The sequence below is a fragment of the Winogradskyella sp. genome, assembly GCF_028282165.1.
In the GTDB taxonomy this organism is placed as follows: domain Bacteria; phylum Bacteroidota; class Bacteroidia; order Flavobacteriales; family Flavobacteriaceae; genus Winogradskyella.
In genome coordinates this window covers 41,011-62,940 of the sequence record NZ_JANQIM010000006.1, presented here as the reverse complement: position 1 = coordinate 62,940, position 21,930 = coordinate 41,011, and the positions used below count along the sequence as shown (strand labels likewise).

Here is a 21,930-nt window from a genome sequence, read left to right as displayed (position 1 = left end):
TTAGCACAGTATTTGATAAACCATTAGTAAATTATATAATTCAACATGAAATGTTTTAATAAGAAACACTTTTCATTAATTATAATTTGCATCCTAACGGCAACTTATTCTTATAGTCAAATAAAAGTTTCGGAGTTTATTCAAGAATCTAAAATAGCTTCCTCAGAAGGTAACAAGTTATTTTTTGTGGATTTTTGGGCTACTTGGTGTATACCATGCATAACGGCAAAAGAACATTTAAAAGTGTTGCAGAATCAGTTTCCAGACGAGTTCTATGTGGTATCCTTATCTAGCGAAAATCCTCTTAAAGTTGAACGATTCTTAGAGAAAAAGCCAAACGATCTAGCTGTCGCTATAGATTATAACAAAGAAACATTTAAAGCATTTAGTGTAAAAACCCTTCCTGACGGCATATTATTTAATGCTAATGGAGAAATACTTTGGAGAGGTGGAGCACCAGATTTAAAAAAGAAAGCAGTCTCGAGATTTTTGAATCAACAGACTACTAGTGCTACTTTGAGTTCTTTTTTTGATTTAATAAGCTCAGCAGAAGTAAGTACGGTCGAATACATACCATCCAAGCCACTAGAAATAAAACCTATCGCTGATTATTTTGAAACCTTAGATGTAGTAGATGGTGAGAGTTATTTGAAGTTAACAGGTTCTTTAAGGTCGATTTTGGGATATTTAGCAAAGGTTTACAAAAAGCAAATTGTTCTAGAACAGGGATTAGATACTAGTTATGAAGTGTTTTTAAAAAAACCATTTCAGCCAAATAAAAATCTGGCTTTTCAGCTTATTATGGAAATGGGCCTTACAATAGATAGAAAATCTGATGTAGGAGAGGGTATTAGTCTAGCCATAGAAAATCCCAAATTTTGGGATACTAATCAAATAAATTGGGGGAAAAATAATCCCAAGTATTTAATTGGAGACGCTCAGATTAAAGCAGACAATGTGTCCTTAAAAGAAATTGCATACCAGTTGGCCCATATTCTTGATATGCCTGTAATATTATCAGAGGATAGCCAACTAAATCTAGAATTACATGATTGGGACTTTCATTACAAATTCTTCCAGTTGATGCAAACAGATCTCGAAGATAACTATGGTATTAAAGTCGAAAAGAAAAAAGTAACATTTCCAGTATATCACATACAAAAAAAAGCTCCCTAAAGGAGCTTTTTGCAGGTTTCAATTTATAACAAGTATGGTTAGTACTAGTTATTGATTACTCTAAACTCAGTACGTCTATTTCTCTGATGTTGTGCTTCAGAACAATCTACGCCATTAGAACATCTGTTTGTTAAACGAGATTCTCCAAAACCTCTTGCGGTCAATCGACTTCTAGAGATTCCTTTGGATACCAAATAGTTAACTACAGAGTTTGCTCTTTGCTGAGATAAAGATTGGTTAAAGTCATCGTTACCTCTTGAGTCCGTATGAGACATGATCTCGATATTTACATTAGAACCATTTAAGATAGGTAATAAAGTATCGTCAATGGTTTTCTTAGAAGCAGGCGTTAATCTAGCACTGCCTAGCTCATAAAATATAGGTAATACGTTTGGATCTAATAACTCACAATCTACTTCTTCCCAAGTGGTGATACCTCCTTTTTTATCTAATACAGTACGTGTTACAGTTTGGTACTGAGCTGGAATTGTAGTTGTTTCGGTTCTAGCTGGTGTATCTACAACACGTCTTTTAATTGTTTTGTATTCGGCAGGAATTTCTATTTCGTCCATTCTGGCAGGGGTTTTAATAACCCGTTTTTTGTAAGTAGCCTTTTCCTCAGGTACTGGGATAGAATTAGTACTTGCATCAGATGATAGGGTTGTAAAGCTAACATCCCTTTGTTGTGCAGGATATTCAACAAAACAAGCAGCAACACAATCGTCTTTGTTTACAGATGGGCAGTCTTCTAATACTTTATATTCCCATCCTGATGTTTTTGGATAGATCTCGAATGTTTTAGAGTCTTTTCCAAAAGTTGCAGGAACAACTTTTAAGTCAGTACGACTCTCTTGCTTAACGTAGGGCACATCAACGGTTTCGTAGGTAGCTGGTACATAAACAAACTTTTTTGTTGCTTCTTTTACTAAAACACGTTCTTCTACTGTTTTGTACGTTGCAGGAATAACCTTTAGAGTACTGTAAGCAGGATATGTTTGAATGGTTTCCTCAACATCCTTGAACTCATCTTTGGTAATACATTTTACATAACATTTCCCTGGCTCGGGATTTGTTGGTAGGCCTTGTGCTTGGGAAAATCCTATCCCAGCAGCAAAGCAAACTAATACTAATAGTTTTTGTTTCATAAAAATAAATAGTTAATGGTTATAGCATTACAAGAAATTTTCTTGCATCTATTCCTTATGAAACATAAGAATTAAAAAAGTCACTCTTAAGATTAAAAGTGTACGCTGCTGTGTTAGAATAAATACAATGTATTTAATTGATTATGAAAATATTACGGTCTTGTTATCAAATACCATTACTTTTCGGTTGGCGTGTAGCTTTATGGCATTAGAGAGTACAATTTTTTCCAAATCACGACCTTTGGCAATCAAATCCTTAATCGAGTAGGAGTGTGACACATGCGCCACGTCTTGTTCTATGATTGGTCCGGCATCTAGCTCTTCTGTGATGTAATGGCTCGTTGCTCCGATTATTTTAACCCCTCTTTTATAGGCGGAATGATAAGGTTTGGCACCAACAAAAGCGGGTAAGAACGAATGATGGATATTAATAATCTTATTAGGATATTTATCGATAAGCAGGTTAGAGACAATTTGCATGTATCTAGCCAAGACTATAAAATCAATGTTATGGGACTTTAAAAGTTCTAATTGTTTCAATTCAGCCTCTTTTTTGGTCTCTTTTGTCACAGGTATGTGATAAAACGGAATTTTAAAACTGTCTGCAATTGATTTTAAGTCATCATGATTACTTAGAATAAAAGGAATTTCGAGGTTGAGTTCCCCAGAATTGTAACGCCCCAAAATATCATACAGGCAATGGTCGTACTTAGACACAAACAGGGCCATCTTTGGTTTTTTCTCGGCGGAGTACATGCGCCATTCAAATCCAAACTTGTCGACTAGTGCATTCTGAAATAATTCTTTAAAACTTTCAATGGAGAAGGCGTTAGAAGCAAATTCACATTCCAAACGCATAAAAAAAATATTTTGTTCCCTATCAACATGTTGGTCAATGTAAACAATATTACCATTATTTAAAGCCATAAAATTGGTTACGGAAGCAATAATATTTGGCTGGTCATCACAGTGAATTAATAAGGTAATTTTATTCATAACAACTGAGCTTAATTGAGCTGATAAATTTAATCAAAATACCTTGCGGCATGGACTTTGTGAAAGTTTTAGATAATTGTTAATTATTGTTATACTTTTTTGAATATTCCGTAAATTTGCCATCAAATTAAGTCATATTTTTACGAATGGAACAAGTTGCGCCCTATAAACCAAAGCATAAAGTAAGAATCGTTACAGCGGCATCTCTTTTTGATGGACACGATGCTGCTATCAATATTATGCGTAGAATTATTCAAGCTACCGGAGTAGAGGTCATTCATTTGGGTCACGATAGAAGTGTTGAAGAAGTTGTAAACACTGCCATTCAAGAAGATGCGAATGCAATAGCTATGACGTCATATCAAGGCGGTCATAATGAGTATTTTAAATACATGTATGATTTGTTGCAGGAAAAAGGGGCTGGTCATATCAAAATTTTTGGCGGCGGCGGCGGCGTTATTCTTCCCGAAGAGATAAAGACTTTAATGGATTATGGCATCACAAGAATTTACTCTCCAGATGATGGTAGGGAAATGGGGCTACAGGGTATGATTAATGATTTAGTACAAAAATCTGATTTTGCGATTGGTGACCAACTCAATGGCGAGGTAAAAGTCCTCCACGAAAAAAACCCAAAGTCTATTGCCAGGGTCATCTCTGCTGCCGAGAATTTTCCAGAGATTGCCAAAGAAGCTTTAGAGACCATACACTCAAAAAGTAAAAACTCAAATACACCAGTCTTAGGAATTACAGGAACTGGAGGCGCTGGGAAATCGTCTTTAGTTGATGAATTGGTGAGACGATTCTTAATTGATTTTCCGGAGAAAACAGTCGGATTGATTTCCGTAGACCCATCCAAACGAAAAACGGGCGGCGCATTGTTAGGCGATCGTATTAGAATGAATGCAATCAATTCACCCAGGGTTTACATGCGCAGTTTGGCAACCCGACAGTCTAATTTGGCATTGTCTAAATATGTCAACGAGGCCGTTGAGGTTCTAAAAGCTGCGGAATACGACTTAATCATTTTGGAAACATCTGGTATTGGACAATCCGATACCGAAATTTTGGAGCACAGTGATGTGTCACTTTATGTGATGACACCAGAATTTGGTGCAGCTACGCAATTAGAGAAAATCGATATGCTCGATTTTGCGGATTTGGTAGCCATTAACAAGTTTGATAAGCGAGGCGCTTTAGATGCTTTGCGTGATGTAAAGAAACAGTATATGCGCAACCATAATCTATGGCATGCCGATCCAGATACGATGCCCGTTTTTGGGACTATTGCATCACAATTTAATGATCCAGGAATGAATACGCTCTACAAAGCTATTATGGATAAAATTGTAGAGAAGACAGAGGCGGATTTACAATCGACTTTTGAGATTTCTAAGGAAATGAGCGAAAAGATTTTTGTTATCCCGCCAGCACGTGTGCGCTATTTATCTGAAATATCAGAGAATAATCGTGCCTATGATAAGACGGTCAATGCACAAGTTGAAGTAGCTCAAAAGCTTTATGGCATTTTTAAAACGATATGTTCTGTGGGAGATGTCACCTTGAGCGCAGTCGAAAGGTCTTTTTTAGGAAAACAAGGTCTTGAGCAAGATGAGATCCTGAATCTAGTTCAGGATGATAAAAAAGATTTTATAAAATTACTGATAGCCGAATTCGACCGTGTTAAACTCAATTTAGATCCTTATAATTGGGAAATTATTACAGGATGGGAGGAAAAAGTCAATCGATATAAAGCACCGATCTATTCGTTTAAAGTAAGGGACAAAGAGATTAAGATTGAAACCCATACAAAGTCATTATCACATTCGGATATTCCAAAAGTAGCTTTACCAAAGTATCAAGCTTGGGGAGATATTTTAAGATGGAGCTTGCAAGAAAATGTTCCAGGAGAATTTCCATATGCCTCAGGATTATATCCATTTAAAAGAACAGGTGAAGATCCAACACGTATGTTTGCCGGTGAAGGTGGCCCAGAGCGTACCAACAGACGTTTTCATTACGTAAGTTTGGGGATGCCGGCAAAGCGTTTATCTACGGCTTTCGACAGTGTTACGCTATACGGGAACGACCCGGATTATCGACCAGATATCTATGGTAAAATAGGAAACGCTGGTGTAAGTATCTGCTGTTTGGATGATGCCAAAAAGTTATACTCTGGGTTTAATTTAGCTGATCCAATGACATCGGTAAGTATGACCATTAATGGTCCTGCTCCAATGTTGTTAGGCTTTTTTATGAATGCAGCTATAGACCAACAGTGCGAGATTTACATCAAAGAGAATGGACTAGAGAAAGAGATCGAAAAGAAAATTGAAGCTATCTATAAAGGAAAAGAGAGACCAATTTATAATGGCGATATTCCCGAAGGTAATGATGGTTTGGGTTTAATGCTTTTGGGTGTTACAGGTGATCAGGTTTTACCAGTAGCCATTTATGAAGACATTAAGGCGAAAACCATTGCCCAAGTAAGAGGAACGGTTCAAGCCGATATTTTAAAGGAAGACCAAGCACAAAATACATGTATCTTTTCTACTGAATTCGCCTTACGTTTAATGGGTGATGTACAAGAATATTTTATAGATCATAATGTGCGTAATTTCTATTCGGTATCTATTTCTGGATATCATATTGCAGAAGCTGGTGCCAATCCAATTTCGCAATTAGCATTTACGCTAGCTAATGGGTTTACCTATGTAGAGTATTACCTCAGCCGAGATATGGACATTAATAAGTTTGGGCCAAACTTATCCTTCTTTTTTTCTAATGGTATCGACCCAGAATATGCAGTTATAGGACGCGTGGCACGTAAGATTTGGGCAAAAGCACTCAAACATAAATATGGTGCAAACCCAAGGGCTCAAATGTTGAAGTATCATATTCAGACCTCTGGAAGAAGTTTGCATGCCCAGGAAATAGACTTTAATGATATAAGAACCACGCTTCAGGCCTTATATGCCATTTATGATAACTGTAATTCGTTGCATACCAATGCTTACGACGAAGCTATTACGACACCAACTGAAGAATCTGTGCGTCGTGCCATGGCCATTCAATTGATCATAAATAAGGAATTAGGATTAGCTAAAAACGAAAATCCAATTCAGGGTTCATTTGTTATAGAGGAGTTAACCGATTTAGTAGAAGAAGCAGTGTTAGTGGAGTTTGATAGAATTACGGAACGTGGTGGTGTGTTAGGTGCTATGGAAACGATGTATCAACGTTCTAAAATTCAAGAAGAAAGCCTGTATTACGAAACCTTGAAACACAATGGCGAATTCCCGATCATTGGTGTTAATACCTTTTTGAGCAGTAAAGGTTCACCTACGGTACAACCTGCTGAAGTGATTAGAGCTACAGAACAAGAAAAGGAATTTCAGATCAAAACACTTCAGGACTTGCACAAGGCAAACGAGACTTCTGAGCTATTGAAAGACTTACAGATGAAGGCTATTAATAACAAAAATATTTTTGAAGCCTTGATGGAGGTTTGTAAAGTGTGCTCCTTAGGTCAGATTACATCAGCTTTATTTGAAGTTGGTGGGCAGTATAGACGCAATATGTAGGGTTTAGCTCTTTTTGGAAACTTTGCTTTGAATTAACTTTTCAGAAATAAAAAAGACGAATAGACTTACTAAGAAACCAGGTAGAAAAGCAGGTATACCATTACTTCCATAACCAATCTCATTCCAAGCGATAGTGGTGCCTACTCCTAAAATGAGCATTGCTATGGTCGTTGTTTCAGAAACTTTTTGTCTGAGAATCGCCAGCGCCAATAAAGGAGTAAAAGCGACACCCAAGATTGCCCAGGACATAACCACCGTTTTAAAAATATTTTTACTACCGTAAATAGCTATTAAAGCTATAAAAATAGTAATGGCCAATGTTGCAATTTTATTATAAAAAACAGCTTTTTTTGCTGAAATATGTTTTGAAAACAGGTCTCTTACAACCGCAGAAGAGCAAACCAGTATTTGAGAATCCGCAGTGGATATGGTCGAAGCAAAAATTCCTGCTAAGATTAGACCCAGAAAAAAATCCGAGAAAAACTCGTTGGAGAATTTTAACAGTGCAATTTCTTGATCGAAAGTTGAATTTGCATAATATACTCTGATTGTCAAGGACAATACAAATAGCATACTTACAAATAAAACGGTAAAAAACATGAAATAAAGCGACGCATTTCTAGAGGTTTTTCTACCCTTTTTTAATGCCATATATCGATTCATAACATGAGGTTGCCCCAATAATCCCATACCATGAAATAGCCATCCTATGGCGAAAGCAAGGAGTCCAAACTTTAAATCTTTAGGATAGAAGCTCACTAATTTATAATCAATATGTTCTAACTTTACATATAGATTAGTTATGCCTCCTATTTTGTTCAGGGCGTAATAGCTTAAAAGTCCGACGGCGACCATCATTAAAAGACCTTGTGCTGCATCGGTCCAAATAGAGGCTCTGATACCTCCATAAAATGAATACGTTAATATAATTACAGCTGCTATGATTATAGAGGTTACTTGGTTCCAATTTAAGATTTCCTCTAATGCTTTGGTACTCGATAGGATTTGAGAGGAAGCATATATGCCCAAGAACAAGACAACAACAAGCGCAAGGATTTTTCGTAAATTTTCATAACCTCCTGTGAGTTTGACAATTAATTCTATGTAAGTTAAAGCTCGTGTTTTTTCTGTTTGCTTCTGTATATATTGATTAAAATTGGTGGAAAGAAATTCCCCTAAGAACATAAAAAAAATGAACCAAATAGCAGAAATACCATGCACAAAAATATACCCTACAAAACCAGTAAACATAAAACCACTGAACGTAGAAGCTGCTGCTGAGATCCCTGACAGCATCGGGGATACATTGCTGCTGGCCAATAAATAGTCTTCAGAATTATTTTTTCTTAGTTTATGAGAATATATCCCAATCCCAATTAGAAGTAATAGAAATACAGTAAAATAAAATGTGATCATATTCAGTAAAATATTGAAAGCAGATTCAATAAAAGCACCAAAATATTACAACTTTTCACAATATCATTGTCAATTGGTTGAATTTTTATGCATAATATTAAAAAGAAAACAAATTAGACCTGTAGAAGGAATCGTCTTAGAACATAAAAAGAACTGGCTGTAACTACAGTGACTTAGCGTTTTAAGCAATGCTTTTTTGTATGGAAAAAGTACCGTAAGCAATGACGGTAAGTGTCGTCATTAGAGTGTCATCATCCAACTACGTTGTAACTTTCTAAAAGTCTTAATCTCACCCTTTAAGATAGGTAAAAAGTCCCTGCCATTACTTTTAGAACGTTCTAATCGTCTACAATTACTGTATAATTTATTGGTCAATCGCTCTAAACTTTCTAAATGTTTATGCTTTTTTTCAGAAAAACGTTCGCGTTCGGCATTGATTATTTCTGGTGCCAGGTTAGAGGATTGTTGTACAATATCTCCTGAGAAATAAATGTCGTTATCTTCGGAACCATCATCATTTAAATACGATAAATCATGATTAAGATACGTGGATATGCTTCGAGAAAGCATAATAATATCCATTGCCTTTTTGTATACAGGCAATTCTGGCAAGTGGGTAGGTAGGTTATAATTCATTTTCAATAGCAATTATTACGAAATTACGGCGTACATTCCATATTTTGCTTTAAATATTAAAGTAAAAAACTATATTTACTTTAAAATAGATATTTTTTTTAAAGAAAACATTAAATGAGTATTGATAATCTAAATTGGAAGATTTTAAAGTGTCTTCAAAAGAATGCACGTATGTCTAATGCAGAGATTGGAAGACGTGTCGGAGTTAGCTCACCTGCTGTAAGTGAGCGTATTAAGAAGATGGAAGATGCCGAAATTATTCAAGGTTATACCACGTTTGTATCTCCATTTGAAGCAGGGTATCAATTAAAGGCCATAATTACCCTAAGGGCTTTTATGGGCATGTTAAAACCTTTTTTACAGAAAGTAAAAACATATGATGAAGTGGTTAATTGCTACAGAATAACTGGGAATGATAATATAGTTATGGAAGTGGTACTAAAAAACCAAAAACATTTGGAGTCTTTTATAGACCAACTGATTACCTATGGGGAAACTAGAACACAAATAGTTTTGTCTCATGTGATAAGGCATAGCGAAATAAAGCCTCTAGACTAAGCTTATTATTCAATCACCAAATGAGGGACGTCCTGTAAGTCCCAATCAATAACCAATCCACCAGCTAAGGATTCTGCAATGTCTTTACCGTACAAGAGTTGGCTTAGATAAAGGGCAGCTTCAAAAGATTTTGCACCTCCTGCTGAGGTAATATATTTACCATCGTGTACAAAAAGCACATCCTTTCTAATATCCAAACCCGGAAACATTTCGCGCATTTTATCAATGTCACTGGGAAAGGTCGTAGAAACTACACCATCTAACAAACCTGCCTTGGCCAGTACAAAGGCGCCATCGCAATGCGAAGTTATAAAATGGGCTTTTTCATCCACTTTACTTATAAAGTTGAGCATGGTTTCGTCTTCTAGGTCGGTATCCAAATGATGCTCTGCACTAGGTACTACGAGAATATCGATTTTAGGTAATGCATCCGTTAAATAATTAAAATCTGGTAACAAACGCAGACCTTCAAAAGTGGTAATAGGATGATCTGTATTGGCAACCGTAAAGACATTCATGGCCTTAATGCCCTCCCTAAATATAGTATGCTGAAAAATATCGTAAGGCGCAGTAAGTTCGGTATTATACACACCATCCATGATTAAAAAAGCAACGTTATAACGATTGGGTTCTAATTTGGGAAATACTTTGTCATTCTGAACTCCTGTGCTGAGCTTAGTCGAAGTAGGATTCAGCATCTCATCAGAAACCTCTGATTTTTCCTTTGAATCATTACAACCTAAAGCCATTAAAAGCAATACAGCCATTAGGGTTTGAAATTTGAGCTTTGCCATTAGTGATTTAATCTTTTATTCGCCATGGTGGATTTTTTCTATTCTTGCCTGCACTGTACAAAATGATATGGTTGCCATCGGGATCGTACAAATGGGCTTCTCTCCAAAGCCATGGTTTATCTTCAGGTTCACTTGTAAAAGTAATGCCTTTTTGTTGGAGTTGGGTCATGACATCATCTAAATTTTCATTCTGAAAATAAATAGTAACACGATCCTTTCCAATGGGCAACTCTTCAACAACATGAATGGAAAAGGTACTGTCGCCATCAGGACATTCAAACCTTACATATCTCGGTAAAGATTCCACTATAAGTAACAACCCTAGCTTTTTGTAAAACTCCGTCGCTGTTGCAACATCCAACGACGGAATAGTGATTTGATTTAAGTTCATTATAAATGCTGTTTTATTCGTTTGTGCAACCATGCCGCTAATACAATGGCTATTACACCATAACCAAAAGTAATTAGCCAGTTAATTTGATAGCCATAAAGATCTACAATGCTTAATGCGATTTTTGGACTAAATATATGCGCTAATGAAAATGACATAGCATACATGGCCATATAACTGCCTTCTAATCCTTCTTTGGCACGTTGCAATGCAAATTTGTTAGTGTAAGGAAAGCCAAGCATTTCACTCAGCGTCATAAGTACGATGTTTACAATTAAAATGCCTAACCAGAAATTTTGATAGAGTGCCAAAAAACTTAGAGCCAACAATACACAAGACATTGTGATATGTTTGGTAACTGGAATTAATCGCTTCTCTAAAAAATTCAAAAGTGGCATTTCAAAAACTACTATTATAGCCACATTCAAAAATAGAATGATACCAATTTTGAATTCATCGAGATGAAATATGTCATCATAGTACAATGGCATTGTGGTGAACAACTGAAAAAAGGCCATCCCGAATAAAAAACATATCACAGAGTGAATCCAGAATGAAACATCTTTATAAACCACATTTTTATCTAAATTCTGGTGTTTTTTGCGTGCTTCTGCTGGTTTTACTTTTGGATCTTTAACCAAATAGCTAAATAAAAGTATTGCAGCGATACATGTTAAACCGTCGATCCAGAATAGAATATTATAGCCTTCCAAAACAATAATTAAACCTGCCAGTGTTGGTCCAATGCCCATACCAGCATTAATAGCCAATCGCAATAATCCTAACGATCGTGTTTGATTTTCGGGTTTACTATAAGCCTTAATGGCGACATAAATGGCAGGGCGAAAACAATCTGCTATAGACATGGTGATTAAGATACCAATACAGAAACCAACAAATGTTGAAATGTATTGAAGCACGATGAAATTGATTCCAGTCAAAAACAAACTGACAACCATTACCTTATAAAAACCGAAAATATCGGTGAGTTTTCCACCAAGCCAAGACCCAATAACCGAACCAATACCGAAGAAAGCGAATATCCAACTGATATCATTCATGGTAAATCCCAAATCCTTTTTGAGATATAGCGACAAAAAGGGAATGACCATAGTACCGGCTCTATTAACCAAGCTAATTAAAGCGAGATACCAGATTTCAAGAGATAAACCCTTGAAGGATTCAACGTAGTTTAGATAAAGCTTTTTCATTACGCATTGGTTTTTAAGGTTAACATCCTGATGTCCATCGGGATGAGTTCAGTTATCGTAATTCAATGCGTAAACTTTTGAATTAAGAACTTCACTAAAATAAAAAGTCCGACGGTATCGTCGGACTTTTAAATATTGTTTAATCGTATATTAAAATAGTTACAATAGATAATGCATCCGAATGTTTTCCGAAGAAATCACTATAGCTTGCTTGGTATATCTATTGTCTTGTAACATTTGATGTTTTGTTTAACGATTCAAACTTACAATAAAATTTCATAAGTTGTATTTTTGGAGCATAAAAGATTTTAAAAATGAATCGATTTATAATTGGCCTATTAGTATTGACCTTATTAAGTTGTTCTCAAAAAGAAAAACTGTTAGGAGAAACAGCATGGCAAAAGAAGATGAATGCCGATTTTAAGGATGCTTCAAAATCACCGTTAAAGAAGAAAGATCTTAAGAATTTTAAATCTTTGGATTTTTTTCCATTTGATTCCAGTTACGTGGTTAGGGCTAATTTAGTAAGAACACCAGATTCTGAATGGTTTAACATGAAAACGTCAACTGGTGATGTAACTGTAGAACGCATTTATGGTGTATTGCATTTTAATCTTAATGGAGAACCCTTTCAGCTAAATGTTTATGAAGGTCAGGAGTCTATGCAAATGGGGCGTTTTAATAAATATCTATTCTTACCTTTTCTAGATGATACCAATGGTAATACTACATATGCAGGAGGGCGGTATATCAATTTGCAGATACCTGATAGTAATAACATAACGATTAATTTTAATATGGCCTACAGCCCTTATTGCGATTATAACGAAAAATATTCTTGTCCGATAGTACCAAGAGTGAATTATTTACCAACTGAGGTTAAAGCAGGCGTTAAGGCATACAAAAAGAATTAAACTTTTACCAAATATATACCTAAGAAGACTGCTAAAAACCCAATAATAAAGCTGGCAATAGTATATATGGCAAAGCTTGTAAAATCACCTGATTTTAAGAAGACATGGTTTTCGTAGGCAAAGGTCGAGAATGTGGTAAAACCACCACAAAATCCAGTTGCTAACAAAAGGATTTGACTTTCTGAAAGATTATTGTTTTTTGCGGCCAGGCCAAGGATGATACCAATCAATAAACTGCCAATGATATTAGCGGCAAAAGTTCCATAAGGAATGCCATCGTTAGAACTATTGAGCCATTTGCCAATTAAAAATCGAAGTACACTACCAAAGCCACCACCAACAAAAACCAAAAGAAGTTGCTTCATCTATTCTTTTAAAGGAATGTAGATTTCAGTTTTCCAATCGGCAGGATTTGGATAGTTTCCAGGATCCGTTGTGTAAATCTCAAAGGGTTTGATGTCGGACTGTTCCAAACCTTGTTCAGCTAAGTGTTTCATAGTAGCCTCCCATGCTTTGGGAAGATTGGTGTAATTTCCTGTTAATGTGGTTTTCAAAGCCTTCATCTTTGGCATAAAGCCAATAGAAACATCAGAATCCGTAGGAATTTCAACACGTTCATTCACAGGTATTCCATTACTCATTATAACAGTTTCGGCCATTTCATTATAAACGGTAAGCGGCATCCCTGATTGTTTCAAACCATGCTGTCCCATAAACTGCATAATGGCACCAAAATTTTCACCCATCTTAGCACTAATGTTACTCGAATTGGCATTTGTAGTTTTATAGAGATAGAAGCCACCGCCATATTCGGTAATACCTTTAATTTCAACATTGTAGCGTTGCATATCAGCAACTAAAAGGCTATCGAGTTTTTCTAAACTTCGCTCATAATGTGGGCCAATTTGTTTATCCATACCTCCCATAATTGTAGCAAACGCCTTAAAACCAAAAGGCAAATCTTTACCAGTTATGGTCCACGTTACTTCGGTTGTACCATCTTCATTTGGTTTTAAGCTCCAGGCAATATCCGAAGAAGGAAAATCTCCAATTTGCATTTCTTGAGTAATGGAAGTACTTGGTGTTGTTGCAACAGTTTTCATCGTTCCGATACCGTTTTCATCTACCCAAGAATATGAGCCTCCAACGCCTTTGGTTTTTTCCGGTAATGTGATTTTCATTTCTGGGTCGGCTTCTACCCACGATGACCATGCAGCCCAATTTTTAAAATCAATAATGTTATTGTAAACTACTGCATTAGGCGCTTTCATAGTTCTGCTACGTTCTACTTTAAAAGAATTAGGTTGTACAGCAATATAAATTGAAAAACCTATAATAAGAACAAGCAACAATAATAAGATGTATCTTAATGCTTTCATTTTAACCTGATTAATTAGTTAGCGGCTATTCAAAGATAGCAATTTTATGATATGTCTAAATATGTATTACTTTTGTGTTCAATCTTAAAACTTACTAACTCATGAATCTAAAATCAATATTAATCATCTGCTTCATAGCAGTTTTTACATGGTCTTGCAAAGACGATAGTAAAGAAACCGTAAAGGATGAGACCCTAGAAAAAGCAGAGGTTGATTTCGACTTTAATGTAGAGCAATTTGCAGACATTAAAATTTTGCGTTACCAAATTCCAGGCTGGAAAAACCTCACGCTCAAGGAGCAAAAACTTGTTTATTACCTAACGCAAGCTGGTCTTGCAGGGCGTGATATTATGTGGGATCAAAATTACAGACACAATCTAAAAATTAGAAAAGCCTTAGAAAATGTCTACACTAATTTTGAAGGCGATAAGTCCACCGACAACTGGAAAGCTTTTGAAGTGTATTTGAAGCGTGTTTGGTTTAGTAACGGTATTCATCATCACTATTCCACTGATAAAATAAAGCCAGAATTTTCTAAGGATTATTTAAATGAATTGTTTTTAGCAACTAATACAAAGTTAGATGGTGAAGCGTTTGATGTCATTTTTAACGACAAGGATGCTAAGAAAGTAAATCAGGCTAAAGATATTGATAATGTTGGTCTTTCGGCTGTCAATTTTTATGGACCTAATGTGACCAATACAGATGTTGAAACGTTCTATGCAGCAAAAACATCTCCCAACCCAGATAGACCCTTATCTTTTGGATTAAATTCTCAACTAGTAAAAGAAGATGGTATGTTAAAGGAACGTGTTTATAAGTCCGGTGGGCTTTATGGTTCAGCAATAGATGAAATTGTAAAATGGTTGGAAAAAGCACAAGGTGTTGCCGAAAATAAAGCGCAAGGCGATGCGATTGGCTTATTGATTGAATATTACAAGACGGGCGATTTACAGATTTGGGACGACTATAATGTAGCGTGGACGGCAGCTACAGAAGGCAATGTAGATTATATTAATGGTTTTGTAGAAGTGTATAATGACCCATTAGGTTATAGAGGCTCTTATGAAATGATAGTCCAGATTAATGATTTTGATATGTCCCAAAAGATGAAAGTAGTTTCGGATAACGCGCAGTGGTTCGAAGATAATTCTCCCTTGATGGAGGAACATAAAAAGGACAATGTTGTAGGGGTGACGTACAAAGTAGTCACAGTAGCTGGCGAAGCAGGTGATGCTTCACCAAGCACACCAATTGGTGTCAACCTTCCTAATGCCAACTGGATTAGAAAGGAAGTAGGTAGTAAATCGGTTTCCCTAGGAAATATTATCGATGCTTACAACAATGCAGGAAGCACAGGACGGTTAAAGGAATTTGCTCATGATGAGGAAGAACAGCAGCTTGAAGAAAAATATGGTCAATTAGCAGATAAGTTGCACACTGCTTTGCATGAAGTAATCGGTCATGCCTCAGGTCAGTTAAACCCTGGCGTAGGAGAGACTAAAGAAACCTTAAAGAATTATGCATCGACTTTAGAAGAAGGACGTGCGGATTTGGTAGGATTATATTACTTATACGATTCAAAATTACAAGAACTAGGTTTAGTAGACGATTGGAAAAAAGTAGGTATGGCAGCTTATGATGGTTATATTAGAAATGGTCTAATGACACAATTGATTCGTTTGAATCTTGGTGATGATGTAGAAGAAGCTCATATGCGTAACCGACAGTGGGTTAGTGCTTGGGTATTTGAGCAAGGCGAAAAAGATAATGTGATTGAAAAAGTAACGCGAGACGGTAAAACCTACTATAACATTAACGACTATGATAAGTTACACGAGTTGTTTGGTCAATTGTTGAGAGAAACGCAGCGCATTAAATCCGAAGGGGATTTTGCAGCTTGTGAAGCTTTAGTCGAAGGTTATGGTGTTAAAGTAGACCAAGAATTACATGCTGAAGTGTTAGAACGCAATAAGCAATTTACATCAGCGCCTTACAGTGGCTTTGTCAATCCGGTTTTGGTACCAGAAATGAATGATGCGGGTGAGATTACAGCCATAAAAGTGACGCAGCCAGTAGGCTTTCCAGAGCAAATGCTAGACTACAGTAAGACCTATGGGTTTTTACCTGAGGTTAACTAAAGTAAATACATAAAAGTACCTAAAGCAGCTGTTTTAATTACAGCTGCTTTTTTGTTTGAGCTAAGTTTGCGCAAAAGTGTATTAATAGTAAGCAAAATAAATACTATAATCGTGGCCATTATTTAGTAAAGTTTTCAACGATAACATCGCTGCCATCCATGTGTTGAAAGCTCACGTTAGAGCTACTAATATTTGTTATCTCAACAATATTGGTGCCTTGCCCAGTAGTAACTGTTAAGGTATTTCCGTTAAGGCTATAAGTGCCTGTAAATTGTGTTGTGGTTTGGCAATTGTCACCACTGCGTTCAAACCTGGTAAAGTTAAGGTTGGCCGAAAAATTTATAGAGAGTAATTGCTCACAAGGATCATCAACGGGGTCAGCTACGCCATTGGTTGTACTATTAGAAAAGGTCCACGAACCTAATATGAGCTCGGCAATGTCAGCTGGGTTGTCATTTTCATTTCCAGAATCGTCATCACTTGAACATGATATAAATACGATTAGCACCATTGCTAAAAGTAAATTGTGCTTTAAAGTTCTCATAGTGCAAAAGTTAAAAGGTTATTTATCTTATATCGAGAACTTTAGGAAACGTCATCATTAGGATAATTCTAACAAAAAGAGATGAGAAACATCAGTATCATACTAAGACTTGTTTTTAGGATTAGAAACTTCATTGTCCGAAACCGAGACTCCTATGTTGATACCAATTCCTATCCATGGTTTCCTATCATATTTCCATCTAATATCTTTGTCCTTATTCCCTAAGAAATCAAATCCATATTGGAACCCAATATTTATCGTACTACTGAACTGATACATTATTCCTCCTGAAATACTAAATGCACTTGCTGTTCTGTTTTCATTTTCATCGTCAGAGGCTTCAAGGTCGCTATTGTTGGGATTCAAACTTATTGTAGCTAAACCAATGCCCAAAGTAGGCGTTAAAAGATGCTCATTATTTTTTAAGCGATTCATTCTGAAAGGGAAACTAAGATTCATTCCAATATTTACATTCTGCTCAAAATCAAAATCATCAATTCTCAACTTAAAAGGTACTGTGAAAATTCCTGCGGAAACACCTTTGAACCTTGGATAAAATCTTGTTAAATACTTGTCAAAATCACCTACTGACAGTGTAAATGTCCTAATGTCACTTGGGTCCAAGTTTCCATTATTAAAGATACCATCACCATCCTCTACAGAAGGTTCTATCATCTTTTTATCTATAAAATAATACTTATCGTTTAATTCTTCAGTGTTTACTCCTGCGGTAAATTTATAGTAGGAAAAACTAATACTATCTTTTCCAACCATAGTGACATAAACTTTATGCCCTTTCTTAAACTGAACAGTCTTTTCAGAATCATATATGGGAGAAATAAATTGATAAGTATAGCCTATTTCTTGAGAAGTGACCGTGTTGCATAGAATGCAAACTAAAATAATTAATATTTTTTTCATAACGAATAATGGATTGATTAGTTCATCAAATCTAGTTATCCGTTAAGGGCAGGGCTATACCCAGTAAAAGGTAATTTTAGAACTTGTATTTCTTCTCTACGGCATAGCGTAGGAGTTCCCCTTTACCTTTTAGCCCCAAAATACGCACCATATTTTTGCGGTGAGTATCCACAGTGTGGACACCAATAAAGAGTTCGTCGGCGATTTCGCGTGAAGTTTTACCTTGGGCAATTAAACCCAAAATTTCTATCTGACGTTTTGTTAATTTCCCTTTTGCTTTTTTATTGCTGTCATTTTCGGCCTCGACTTTGATATTGGCATCAAAATAGGTGCTACCCTGATGCACGGCACGTACCGCTTTTAGGACTTCCTCTAAAGGTGAATTTTTTAATAAATATCCTGAAGCACCAGCATCTAGCATTTGTCTGATAGCATCTTGTTGATCGAACATGGTAAACCCCAAAACTTTGGTATGTGGAAATTCTTTTTTAATTGTTCTTGTTGCAGAAATCCCATCGATTTTTGGCATCCTGATATCCATAATGACTACGTTGGGTTGTTTTAACCGTACCAATTTTAGTAAGGCTTCGCCATCATTAGCAGTGCCAATAATTTCGATGTCGTCTTCGTATTCCAAAAGTAGTTTAATACCGTCAATAAGCGATTGGTGATCTTCAGCGATGGCTAGGCGTATCATGGTTTTTAGGAATTAGGTATGAGGTATTAGGTGTTGGTTTTTTATTTTTCGACTTCAACTTCAACTTCATATAGGTATGTCTATAATAATGGTGGTTCCTTTGTTGTTTTCTGACTCAATAGTGAGTTTTCCGTCTAAATGTTCTACACGTTTATCGATACTACTTATGCCCATACCTTTTTTGGTTTTGGTAATCTGGCTTGGATTAAAACCTTTACCATTGTCCTCAACCATAATATTGATGCTATCCTCATGATTGGTAAGATGTATGGTCGCTTCTGTAGCTTCCGCATGTTTGACAACGTTGGTAATCAGTTCTTGTATCATTCTAAACAACGTGAGTTCTAAACTGTTTTCCAAGCGTTGGTCCAGGCCATGATCAGTCACTTCAATGTTAAGCTTATTTGACGCTGAAACTTTATCAGCCATATTTTTTACGGCTTTTAAGAGCCCTTGCTTGGCAATGACACCAGAGTTTTTGGCATGAGCGACCGATCGTACTTTTTGGTAGGCTTCTTCGATGAGCGCATTGGTTTTATCAAACAGCTCAGGCGACTCTTTATCTTTTAGTGCATTAAAGTGCAGTTTTACGGTGGCCATGAGTCCACCGAGATCATCATGGAGATCATTGGCAATCCGTTGGCGTTCTTTTTCCTGGCCCTCAATCATGGCATCAATGGTGACTAACTCTTGCTCTTTTAAAACGGTTGCTAATTTTTGCGACTCCAAAGCTTTTTCTTGCTCGGCGAGTTTTTGTTTGCGTTTGGTGTTTTTTTGGATAAGATAAAAAGTGATGCCGCCAAAAAGTAATAGACCAATTGCACCAAACAGTAGGTTTCTATTTTGTTTGCGTTTAGCTTCGCTTTCTAGGTTATCGGCTCTTAATTTTTCATTATTGTATTTTTCAATACTCTCATTGATGGCGATATTCTGCTCCTTGTCATTGATGCTGTGTTGTAGTTTTATAAATTTTGATAAATAGAACGCCTGATTTTTAAAATCGCTTTTCTTTCTATAAGTATCCGCTAGATGTTGATAAAACAGTACTTTACTTTTAACTGAGTTTTTCGTGAATGGAATAGAGTCCGCTTTTTTATAAAAAAGAATTGCATTATCATAATCTCCTATCTTCTTGAAGATATCAGCTCTATTGTTATAATTATAAGCTAGACTTTGCAAGTCGTTGTGATATTTTAATATCTTTTCGGCTTTTAGATTATAGTATAAAGCTGAATCCAAATTATTTTCAATGATATTGTGTACAATAGCAATATTGGCATAAGCATATCCAACTCTGACAGTATCTTTTAATTCTAGTGCCAAAGGAATTGTTTTCCTAAAAAATCGAATTGACTGTTCCCCATCTTCTAAATCCATGAAGCTAGATGCTATGTTTCGATAGGCGGCTCTTAGAGCATTAATGTTTTTCTGCTTTATTGCTAATGACTCAAGCTTTTTAATGGCTGTAAGCCTGTGGTCTTTTAAAGCGTCCTGATGACTGATAATGGCTATGCGAAGTATAATACAATCAATGACATCATTTGTTTTATTAAGTCCCTCGAATAATCTTTCTGATATTAATATTGAATTATGGGCTAAATGATGATTATCTCTTGAGAACTCTAACTTTGAATTAAAGTACAGCCAAGTAGCTTTGTCATAATCATTAATTTTTGAAGTGTCTATTTCGCTTAATGCATTTTCAATATTCTGATGTTCATTAATTTCAAAAGCTCTGTAAACATTATCAAAATCTGTATCCTGTGAATAGCAAAAATCAGCAAGTAAAAAACTTGCTGATAAAATCAGGGTTTTAGTTAATGAATATATTTTGTTCATTTATGGATTGCCAACAAGAATGTTACCTTTTTTATGCTCAGGGTAGGGACCCGTTTCGAAAAAATCGATATCGGAGCAGTTAGTAATTTCTTCATTATCATTACTATAGATATTAATGTATGAATAAATTAGGGTGCTAGAATCCATCAATATTCTATTTTTTATTACATCTATTTCTGGTTGAGATGGTGTAGGTTTTGGTGGTGGTGTTATTTTTTTTAAATTAATCACAATAGTATAGAAACTATCGTTGTTTATTAGGGGCCTGTCACAAATAAAAGCACTTTTTAAAAAATGATCTTTGTTTAATGAATCATTTTCAACTTTTATTTTAAGTTTTTCTATTATTGTTCTACTGCTTCCACTTTCAGATGTAATGGTAAAATAACCGAAAAGATCTAGATCAAGAAGATCATCATCAAAGAGTGGAATTTTCTGTTCTGAACTAGTCGTTCTGTCAATTTTGATAAAATCCATAGTTTAATATTTATTTGTTAATTAATGAAAAGATTTAAAGTTAACTGAATGGATTTGAAGGCAATTATTGGTATTAGAGGGTGTTATTTCTCGATGAAATAAATTGCTAAGTTTGTTAGCTATGTCAATCTTTGAGCTGAGATTACCTCCAACGCATATTCCAATTACGTTTGGAGTGTCACTGCCATTTTTTGAAACTATTATAGAGCCCGAGTTTCCATTTTTTAAGTACAAATCTTTTAGCAAAATTTGATCTTTAAAAAGATTACTTTTAATTCGGACTATAGCTCTTGATGAGTATACCATTCCGCCACTTTTTTCACGAGAATTTGTCCATGAAGCACAGTCTTTCATGTCTAGTGATGGCTTTATTATTTTACCAAAATTATGAATTGGTGTTCCAGATTCAACAATAATATTTTTAGAGTTACATACTTTGGCTAATGCTATATCATGTGTTTTATTGAATATTCCCCAATATAATGTTGCAATACCATTTTGTAGACTATCTTTAATAACACTTCCTGTACATTTTCCACTATGGGCAATTACATGATGGTTACTAACTATAAAATAATCGCTGATTTTATCTAATTTAATAATTGCACCTAAAGTACCACTTTCACCATCATTATTAATTGTATCCCCTGCTTTTAGTATAACTTTTGCATCATTTTTCTGTTTATCTTTCTTGTGATTTGAATAAAACTCATAAGCTTCACTAGCTACTATGTTTTCGGCATCAATTTTTAAAAAACTTTCTAGCTCTCGTTTGGGAATTGACTTAAAAGACTCGTCAATTTCAATTAGCTCTCGTTGTTCGGTAGTGAATAGCTCAATATTCTTTATTAGCAATGTATCTACCGTGTTCACTGTCAAGAAATAACTATTGATCTTATCTTTTAGATTTTTAGCTTCTGTTTCATTTAATTTTTCTTTGTTATAAGAAAACTCTAAATAATAAAAGTTATCATTTTCTTTTTTTAACGCTAAGTGCTTAAAACCAATCTCTGTTTTTACAAGATCATAAATATCGTCCTCAACTATTTGGAAAATTTTATCTGCTTGTTGCTCTGTCATAACTATCTTTTTAAAGAATTAAACAAACACA

At 35.5% G+C, this 21,930-nt stretch carries 20 protein-coding genes; 5 read left to right on the top strand and 15 right to left on the bottom strand.

What is annotated here, in order from left to right; all coding sequences use genetic code 11:
* Positions 1 to 45 precede the first annotated feature (45 nt).
* Positions 46 to 1,176 carry a TlpA disulfide reductase family protein gene (locus Q0972_RS03520; RefSeq protein WP_299362664.1) on the top strand — a complete coding sequence of 377 codons (1,131 nt, stop codon included), beginning with the start codon at positions 46 to 48 and terminating at the stop codon, positions 1,174 to 1,176.
* 44 nt (positions 1,177 to 1,220) lie between these two features.
* On the opposite strand, the gene Q0972_RS03515 is transcribed toward Q0972_RS03520, so the two are convergent.
* A complete protein-coding gene (locus tag Q0972_RS03515; RefSeq protein ID WP_299362662.1) occupies positions 1,221 to 2,321 on the bottom strand; it encodes an OmpA family protein in 1,101 nt (366 codons plus the stop codon).
* Positions 2,322 to 2,462: 141 nt separating this feature from the next.
* Positions 2,463 to 3,317 carry a formyltetrahydrofolate deformylase gene (purU, locus tag Q0972_RS03510; protein ID WP_299362660.1) on the bottom strand — a complete coding sequence of 285 codons (855 nt, stop codon included), beginning with the start codon at positions 3,315 to 3,317 and terminating at the stop codon, positions 2,463 to 2,465.
* A 146-nt stretch (positions 3,318 to 3,463) separates the two neighbouring features.
* On the opposite strand from purU, the gene Q0972_RS03505 reads away from it, so the two are divergent.
* Positions 3,464 to 6,901, top strand: coding sequence for a methylmalonyl-CoA mutase family protein (locus tag Q0972_RS03505; protein WP_299362658.1), 3,438 nt, complete (start codon positions 3,464 to 3,466; stop codon positions 6,899 to 6,901).
* A gap of 3 nt (positions 6,902 to 6,904) precedes the next feature.
* Here the strand turns inward: Q0972_RS03505 and Q0972_RS03500 are convergent, their stop codons facing one another.
* Entirely contained in the window at positions 6,905 to 8,317 is a 1,413-nt protein-coding gene (locus tag Q0972_RS03500; protein WP_299362656.1) for a sodium/proline symporter, read from the bottom strand.
* A 240-nt stretch (positions 8,318 to 8,557) separates the two neighbouring features.
* Entirely contained in the window at positions 8,558 to 8,953 is a 396-nt protein-coding gene (locus Q0972_RS03495) for a hypothetical protein (RefSeq protein ID WP_299362654.1), read from the bottom strand.
* Between the two features lie 114 nt (positions 8,954 to 9,067).
* Between Q0972_RS03495 and Q0972_RS03490 the strand changes: the two genes are divergently transcribed.
* Positions 9,068 to 9,511 carry an Lrp/AsnC family transcriptional regulator gene (locus Q0972_RS03490; RefSeq protein ID WP_299362651.1) on the top strand — a complete coding sequence of 148 codons (444 nt, stop codon included), beginning with the start codon at positions 9,068 to 9,070 and terminating at the stop codon, positions 9,509 to 9,511.
* A gap of 5 nt (positions 9,512 to 9,516) precedes the next feature.
* Here Q0972_RS03490 and Q0972_RS03485 read toward each other — a convergent pair whose 3' ends face one another.
* The 3 genes from Q0972_RS03485 to Q0972_RS03475 all read right to left on the bottom strand — a co-directional run bounded on the left by Q0972_RS03485 (position 9,517) and on the right by Q0972_RS03475 (position 11,907).
* Positions 9,517 to 10,209 carry a DJ-1/PfpI family protein gene (locus tag Q0972_RS03485; RefSeq protein ID WP_299362849.1) on the bottom strand — a complete coding sequence of 231 codons (693 nt, stop codon included), beginning with the start codon at positions 10,207 to 10,209 and terminating at the stop codon, positions 9,517 to 9,519.
* A gap of 103 nt (positions 10,210 to 10,312) precedes the next feature.
* Positions 10,313 to 10,696 (bottom strand): VOC family protein, encoded by a 384-nt coding sequence (locus tag Q0972_RS03480; protein WP_299362649.1) that lies wholly within the window; start codon positions 10,694 to 10,696, stop codon positions 10,313 to 10,315.
* Positions 10,696 to 11,907 carry an MFS transporter gene (locus Q0972_RS03475; protein ID WP_299362647.1) on the bottom strand — a complete coding sequence of 404 codons (1,212 nt, stop codon included), beginning with the start codon at positions 11,905 to 11,907 and terminating at the stop codon, positions 10,696 to 10,698. Before Q0972_RS03475 ends, Q0972_RS03480 begins: the two co-directional genes overlap by 1 nt.
* 314 nt (positions 11,908 to 12,221) lie before the next feature.
* Here Q0972_RS03475 and Q0972_RS03470 point away from each other — a divergent pair, with 314 nt between their 5' ends.
* Complete coding sequence (locus Q0972_RS03470) at positions 12,222 to 12,821, top strand: DUF1684 domain-containing protein (protein WP_299362645.1); 600 nt, start codon at positions 12,222 to 12,224, stop codon at positions 12,819 to 12,821.
* Here Q0972_RS03470 and crcB read toward each other — a convergent pair.
* Positions 12,818 to 13,186 (bottom strand): fluoride efflux transporter CrcB, encoded by a 369-nt coding sequence (gene crcB / locus Q0972_RS03465; RefSeq protein ID WP_299362643.1) that lies wholly within the window; start codon positions 13,184 to 13,186, stop codon positions 12,818 to 12,820. The genes Q0972_RS03470 and crcB overlap by 4 nt on opposite strands.
* Positions 13,187 to 14,200, bottom strand: coding sequence for a GyrI-like domain-containing protein (locus Q0972_RS03460; RefSeq protein ID WP_299362640.1), 1,014 nt, complete (start codon positions 14,198 to 14,200; stop codon positions 13,187 to 13,189).
* Between the two features lie 101 nt (positions 14,201 to 14,301).
* Between Q0972_RS03460 and Q0972_RS03455 the strand changes: the two genes are divergently transcribed.
* Positions 14,302 to 16,341: a dihydrofolate reductase gene (locus tag Q0972_RS03455; RefSeq protein WP_299362638.1), complete on the top strand. Its 2,040-nt coding sequence runs from the start codon at positions 14,302 to 14,304 to the stop codon at positions 16,339 to 16,341.
* 118 nt (positions 16,342 to 16,459) lie between these two features.
* On the opposite strand, the gene Q0972_RS03450 is transcribed toward Q0972_RS03455, so the two are convergent.
* From Q0972_RS03450 to Q0972_RS03425, 6 genes are all read right to left on the bottom strand, one after another.
* Complete coding sequence (locus tag Q0972_RS03450; RefSeq protein ID WP_299362636.1) at positions 16,460 to 16,885, bottom strand: lipocalin family protein; 426 nt, start codon at positions 16,883 to 16,885, stop codon at positions 16,460 to 16,462.
* Positions 16,886 to 16,987: 102 nt separating this feature from the next.
* Positions 16,988 to 17,806 carry a hypothetical protein gene (locus Q0972_RS03445; protein WP_299362634.1) on the bottom strand — a complete coding sequence of 273 codons (819 nt, stop codon included), beginning with the start codon at positions 17,804 to 17,806 and terminating at the stop codon, positions 16,988 to 16,990.
* A 76-nt stretch (positions 17,807 to 17,882) separates the two neighbouring features.
* On the bottom strand, positions 17,883 to 18,503 hold the full coding sequence (locus Q0972_RS03440; protein ID WP_299362631.1) for a response regulator transcription factor: 621 nt from the start codon (positions 18,501 to 18,503) through the stop codon (positions 17,883 to 17,885).
* Between the two features lie 66 nt (positions 18,504 to 18,569).
* A complete protein-coding gene (locus Q0972_RS03435) occupies positions 18,570 to 20,342 on the bottom strand; it encodes a sensor histidine kinase (RefSeq protein ID WP_299362629.1) in 1,773 nt (590 codons plus the stop codon).
* Complete coding sequence (locus Q0972_RS03430; RefSeq protein ID WP_299362626.1) at positions 20,343 to 20,819, bottom strand: hypothetical protein; 477 nt, start codon at positions 20,817 to 20,819, stop codon at positions 20,343 to 20,345.
* Positions 20,820 to 20,840: 21 nt separating this feature from the next.
* Entirely contained in the window at positions 20,841 to 21,899 is a 1,059-nt protein-coding gene (locus tag Q0972_RS03425; protein WP_299362623.1) for a hypothetical protein, read from the bottom strand.
* Between the last annotated feature and the right edge of the window lie 31 nt (positions 21,900 to 21,930).

Bases quoted from the DNA above. Each gene is read 5' to 3' on its own strand.
- Q0972_RS03520 (WP_299362664.1), top strand. From the start codon at position 46: ATGAAATGTTTTAATAAGAAACACTTTTCATTAATTATAATTTGCATC.
- Q0972_RS03515 (WP_299362662.1), bottom strand. From the start codon at position 2,321: ATGAAACAAAAACTATTAGTATTAGTTTGCTTTGCTGCTGGGATAGGA.
- purU (WP_299362660.1), bottom strand. From the start codon at position 3,317: ATGAATAAAATTACCTTATTAATTCACTGTGATGACCAGCCAAATATT.
- Q0972_RS03505 (WP_299362658.1), top strand. From the start codon at position 3,464: ATGGAACAAGTTGCGCCCTATAAACCAAAGCATAAAGTAAGAATCGTT.
- Q0972_RS03500 (WP_299362656.1), bottom strand. From the start codon at position 8,317: ATGATCACATTTTATTTTACTGTATTTCTATTACTTCTAATTGGGATT.
- Q0972_RS03495 (WP_299362654.1), bottom strand. From the start codon at position 8,953: ATGAATTATAACCTACCTACCCACTTGCCAGAATTGCCTGTATACAAA.
- Q0972_RS03490 (WP_299362651.1), top strand. From the start codon at position 9,068: ATGAGTATTGATAATCTAAATTGGAAGATTTTAAAGTGTCTTCAAAAG.
- Q0972_RS03485 (WP_299362849.1), bottom strand. From the start codon at position 10,209: ATGCTGAATCCTACTTCGACTAAGCTCAGCACAGGAGTTCAGAATGAC.
- Q0972_RS03480 (WP_299362649.1), bottom strand. From the start codon at position 10,696: ATGAACTTAAATCAAATCACTATTCCGTCGTTGGATGTTGCAACAGCG.
- Q0972_RS03475 (WP_299362647.1), bottom strand. From the start codon at position 11,907: ATGAAAAAGCTTTATCTAAACTACGTTGAATCCTTCAAGGGTTTATCT.
- Q0972_RS03470 (WP_299362645.1), top strand. From the start codon at position 12,222: ATGAATCGATTTATAATTGGCCTATTAGTATTGACCTTATTAAGTTGT.
- crcB (WP_299362643.1), bottom strand. From the start codon at position 13,186: ATGAAGCAACTTCTTTTGGTTTTTGTTGGTGGTGGCTTTGGTAGTGTA.
- Q0972_RS03460 (WP_299362640.1), bottom strand. From the start codon at position 14,200: ATGAAAGCATTAAGATACATCTTATTATTGTTGCTTGTTCTTATTATA.
- Q0972_RS03455 (WP_299362638.1), top strand. From the start codon at position 14,302: ATGAATCTAAAATCAATATTAATCATCTGCTTCATAGCAGTTTTTACA.
- Q0972_RS03450 (WP_299362636.1), bottom strand. From the start codon at position 16,885: ATGAGAACTTTAAAGCACAATTTACTTTTAGCAATGGTGCTAATCGTA.
- Q0972_RS03445 (WP_299362634.1), bottom strand. From the start codon at position 17,806: ATGAAAAAAATATTAATTATTTTAGTTTGCATTCTATGCAACACGGTC.
- Q0972_RS03440 (WP_299362631.1), bottom strand. From the start codon at position 18,503: ATGATACGCCTAGCCATCGCTGAAGATCACCAATCGCTTATTGACGGT.
- Q0972_RS03435 (WP_299362629.1), bottom strand. From the start codon at position 20,342: ATGAACAAAATATATTCATTAACTAAAACCCTGATTTTATCAGCAAGT.
- Q0972_RS03430 (WP_299362626.1), bottom strand. From the start codon at position 20,819: ATGGATTTTATCAAAATTGACAGAACGACTAGTTCAGAACAGAAAATT.
- Q0972_RS03425 (WP_299362623.1), bottom strand. From the start codon at position 21,899: ATGACAGAGCAACAAGCAGATAAAATTTTCCAAATAGTTGAGGACGAT.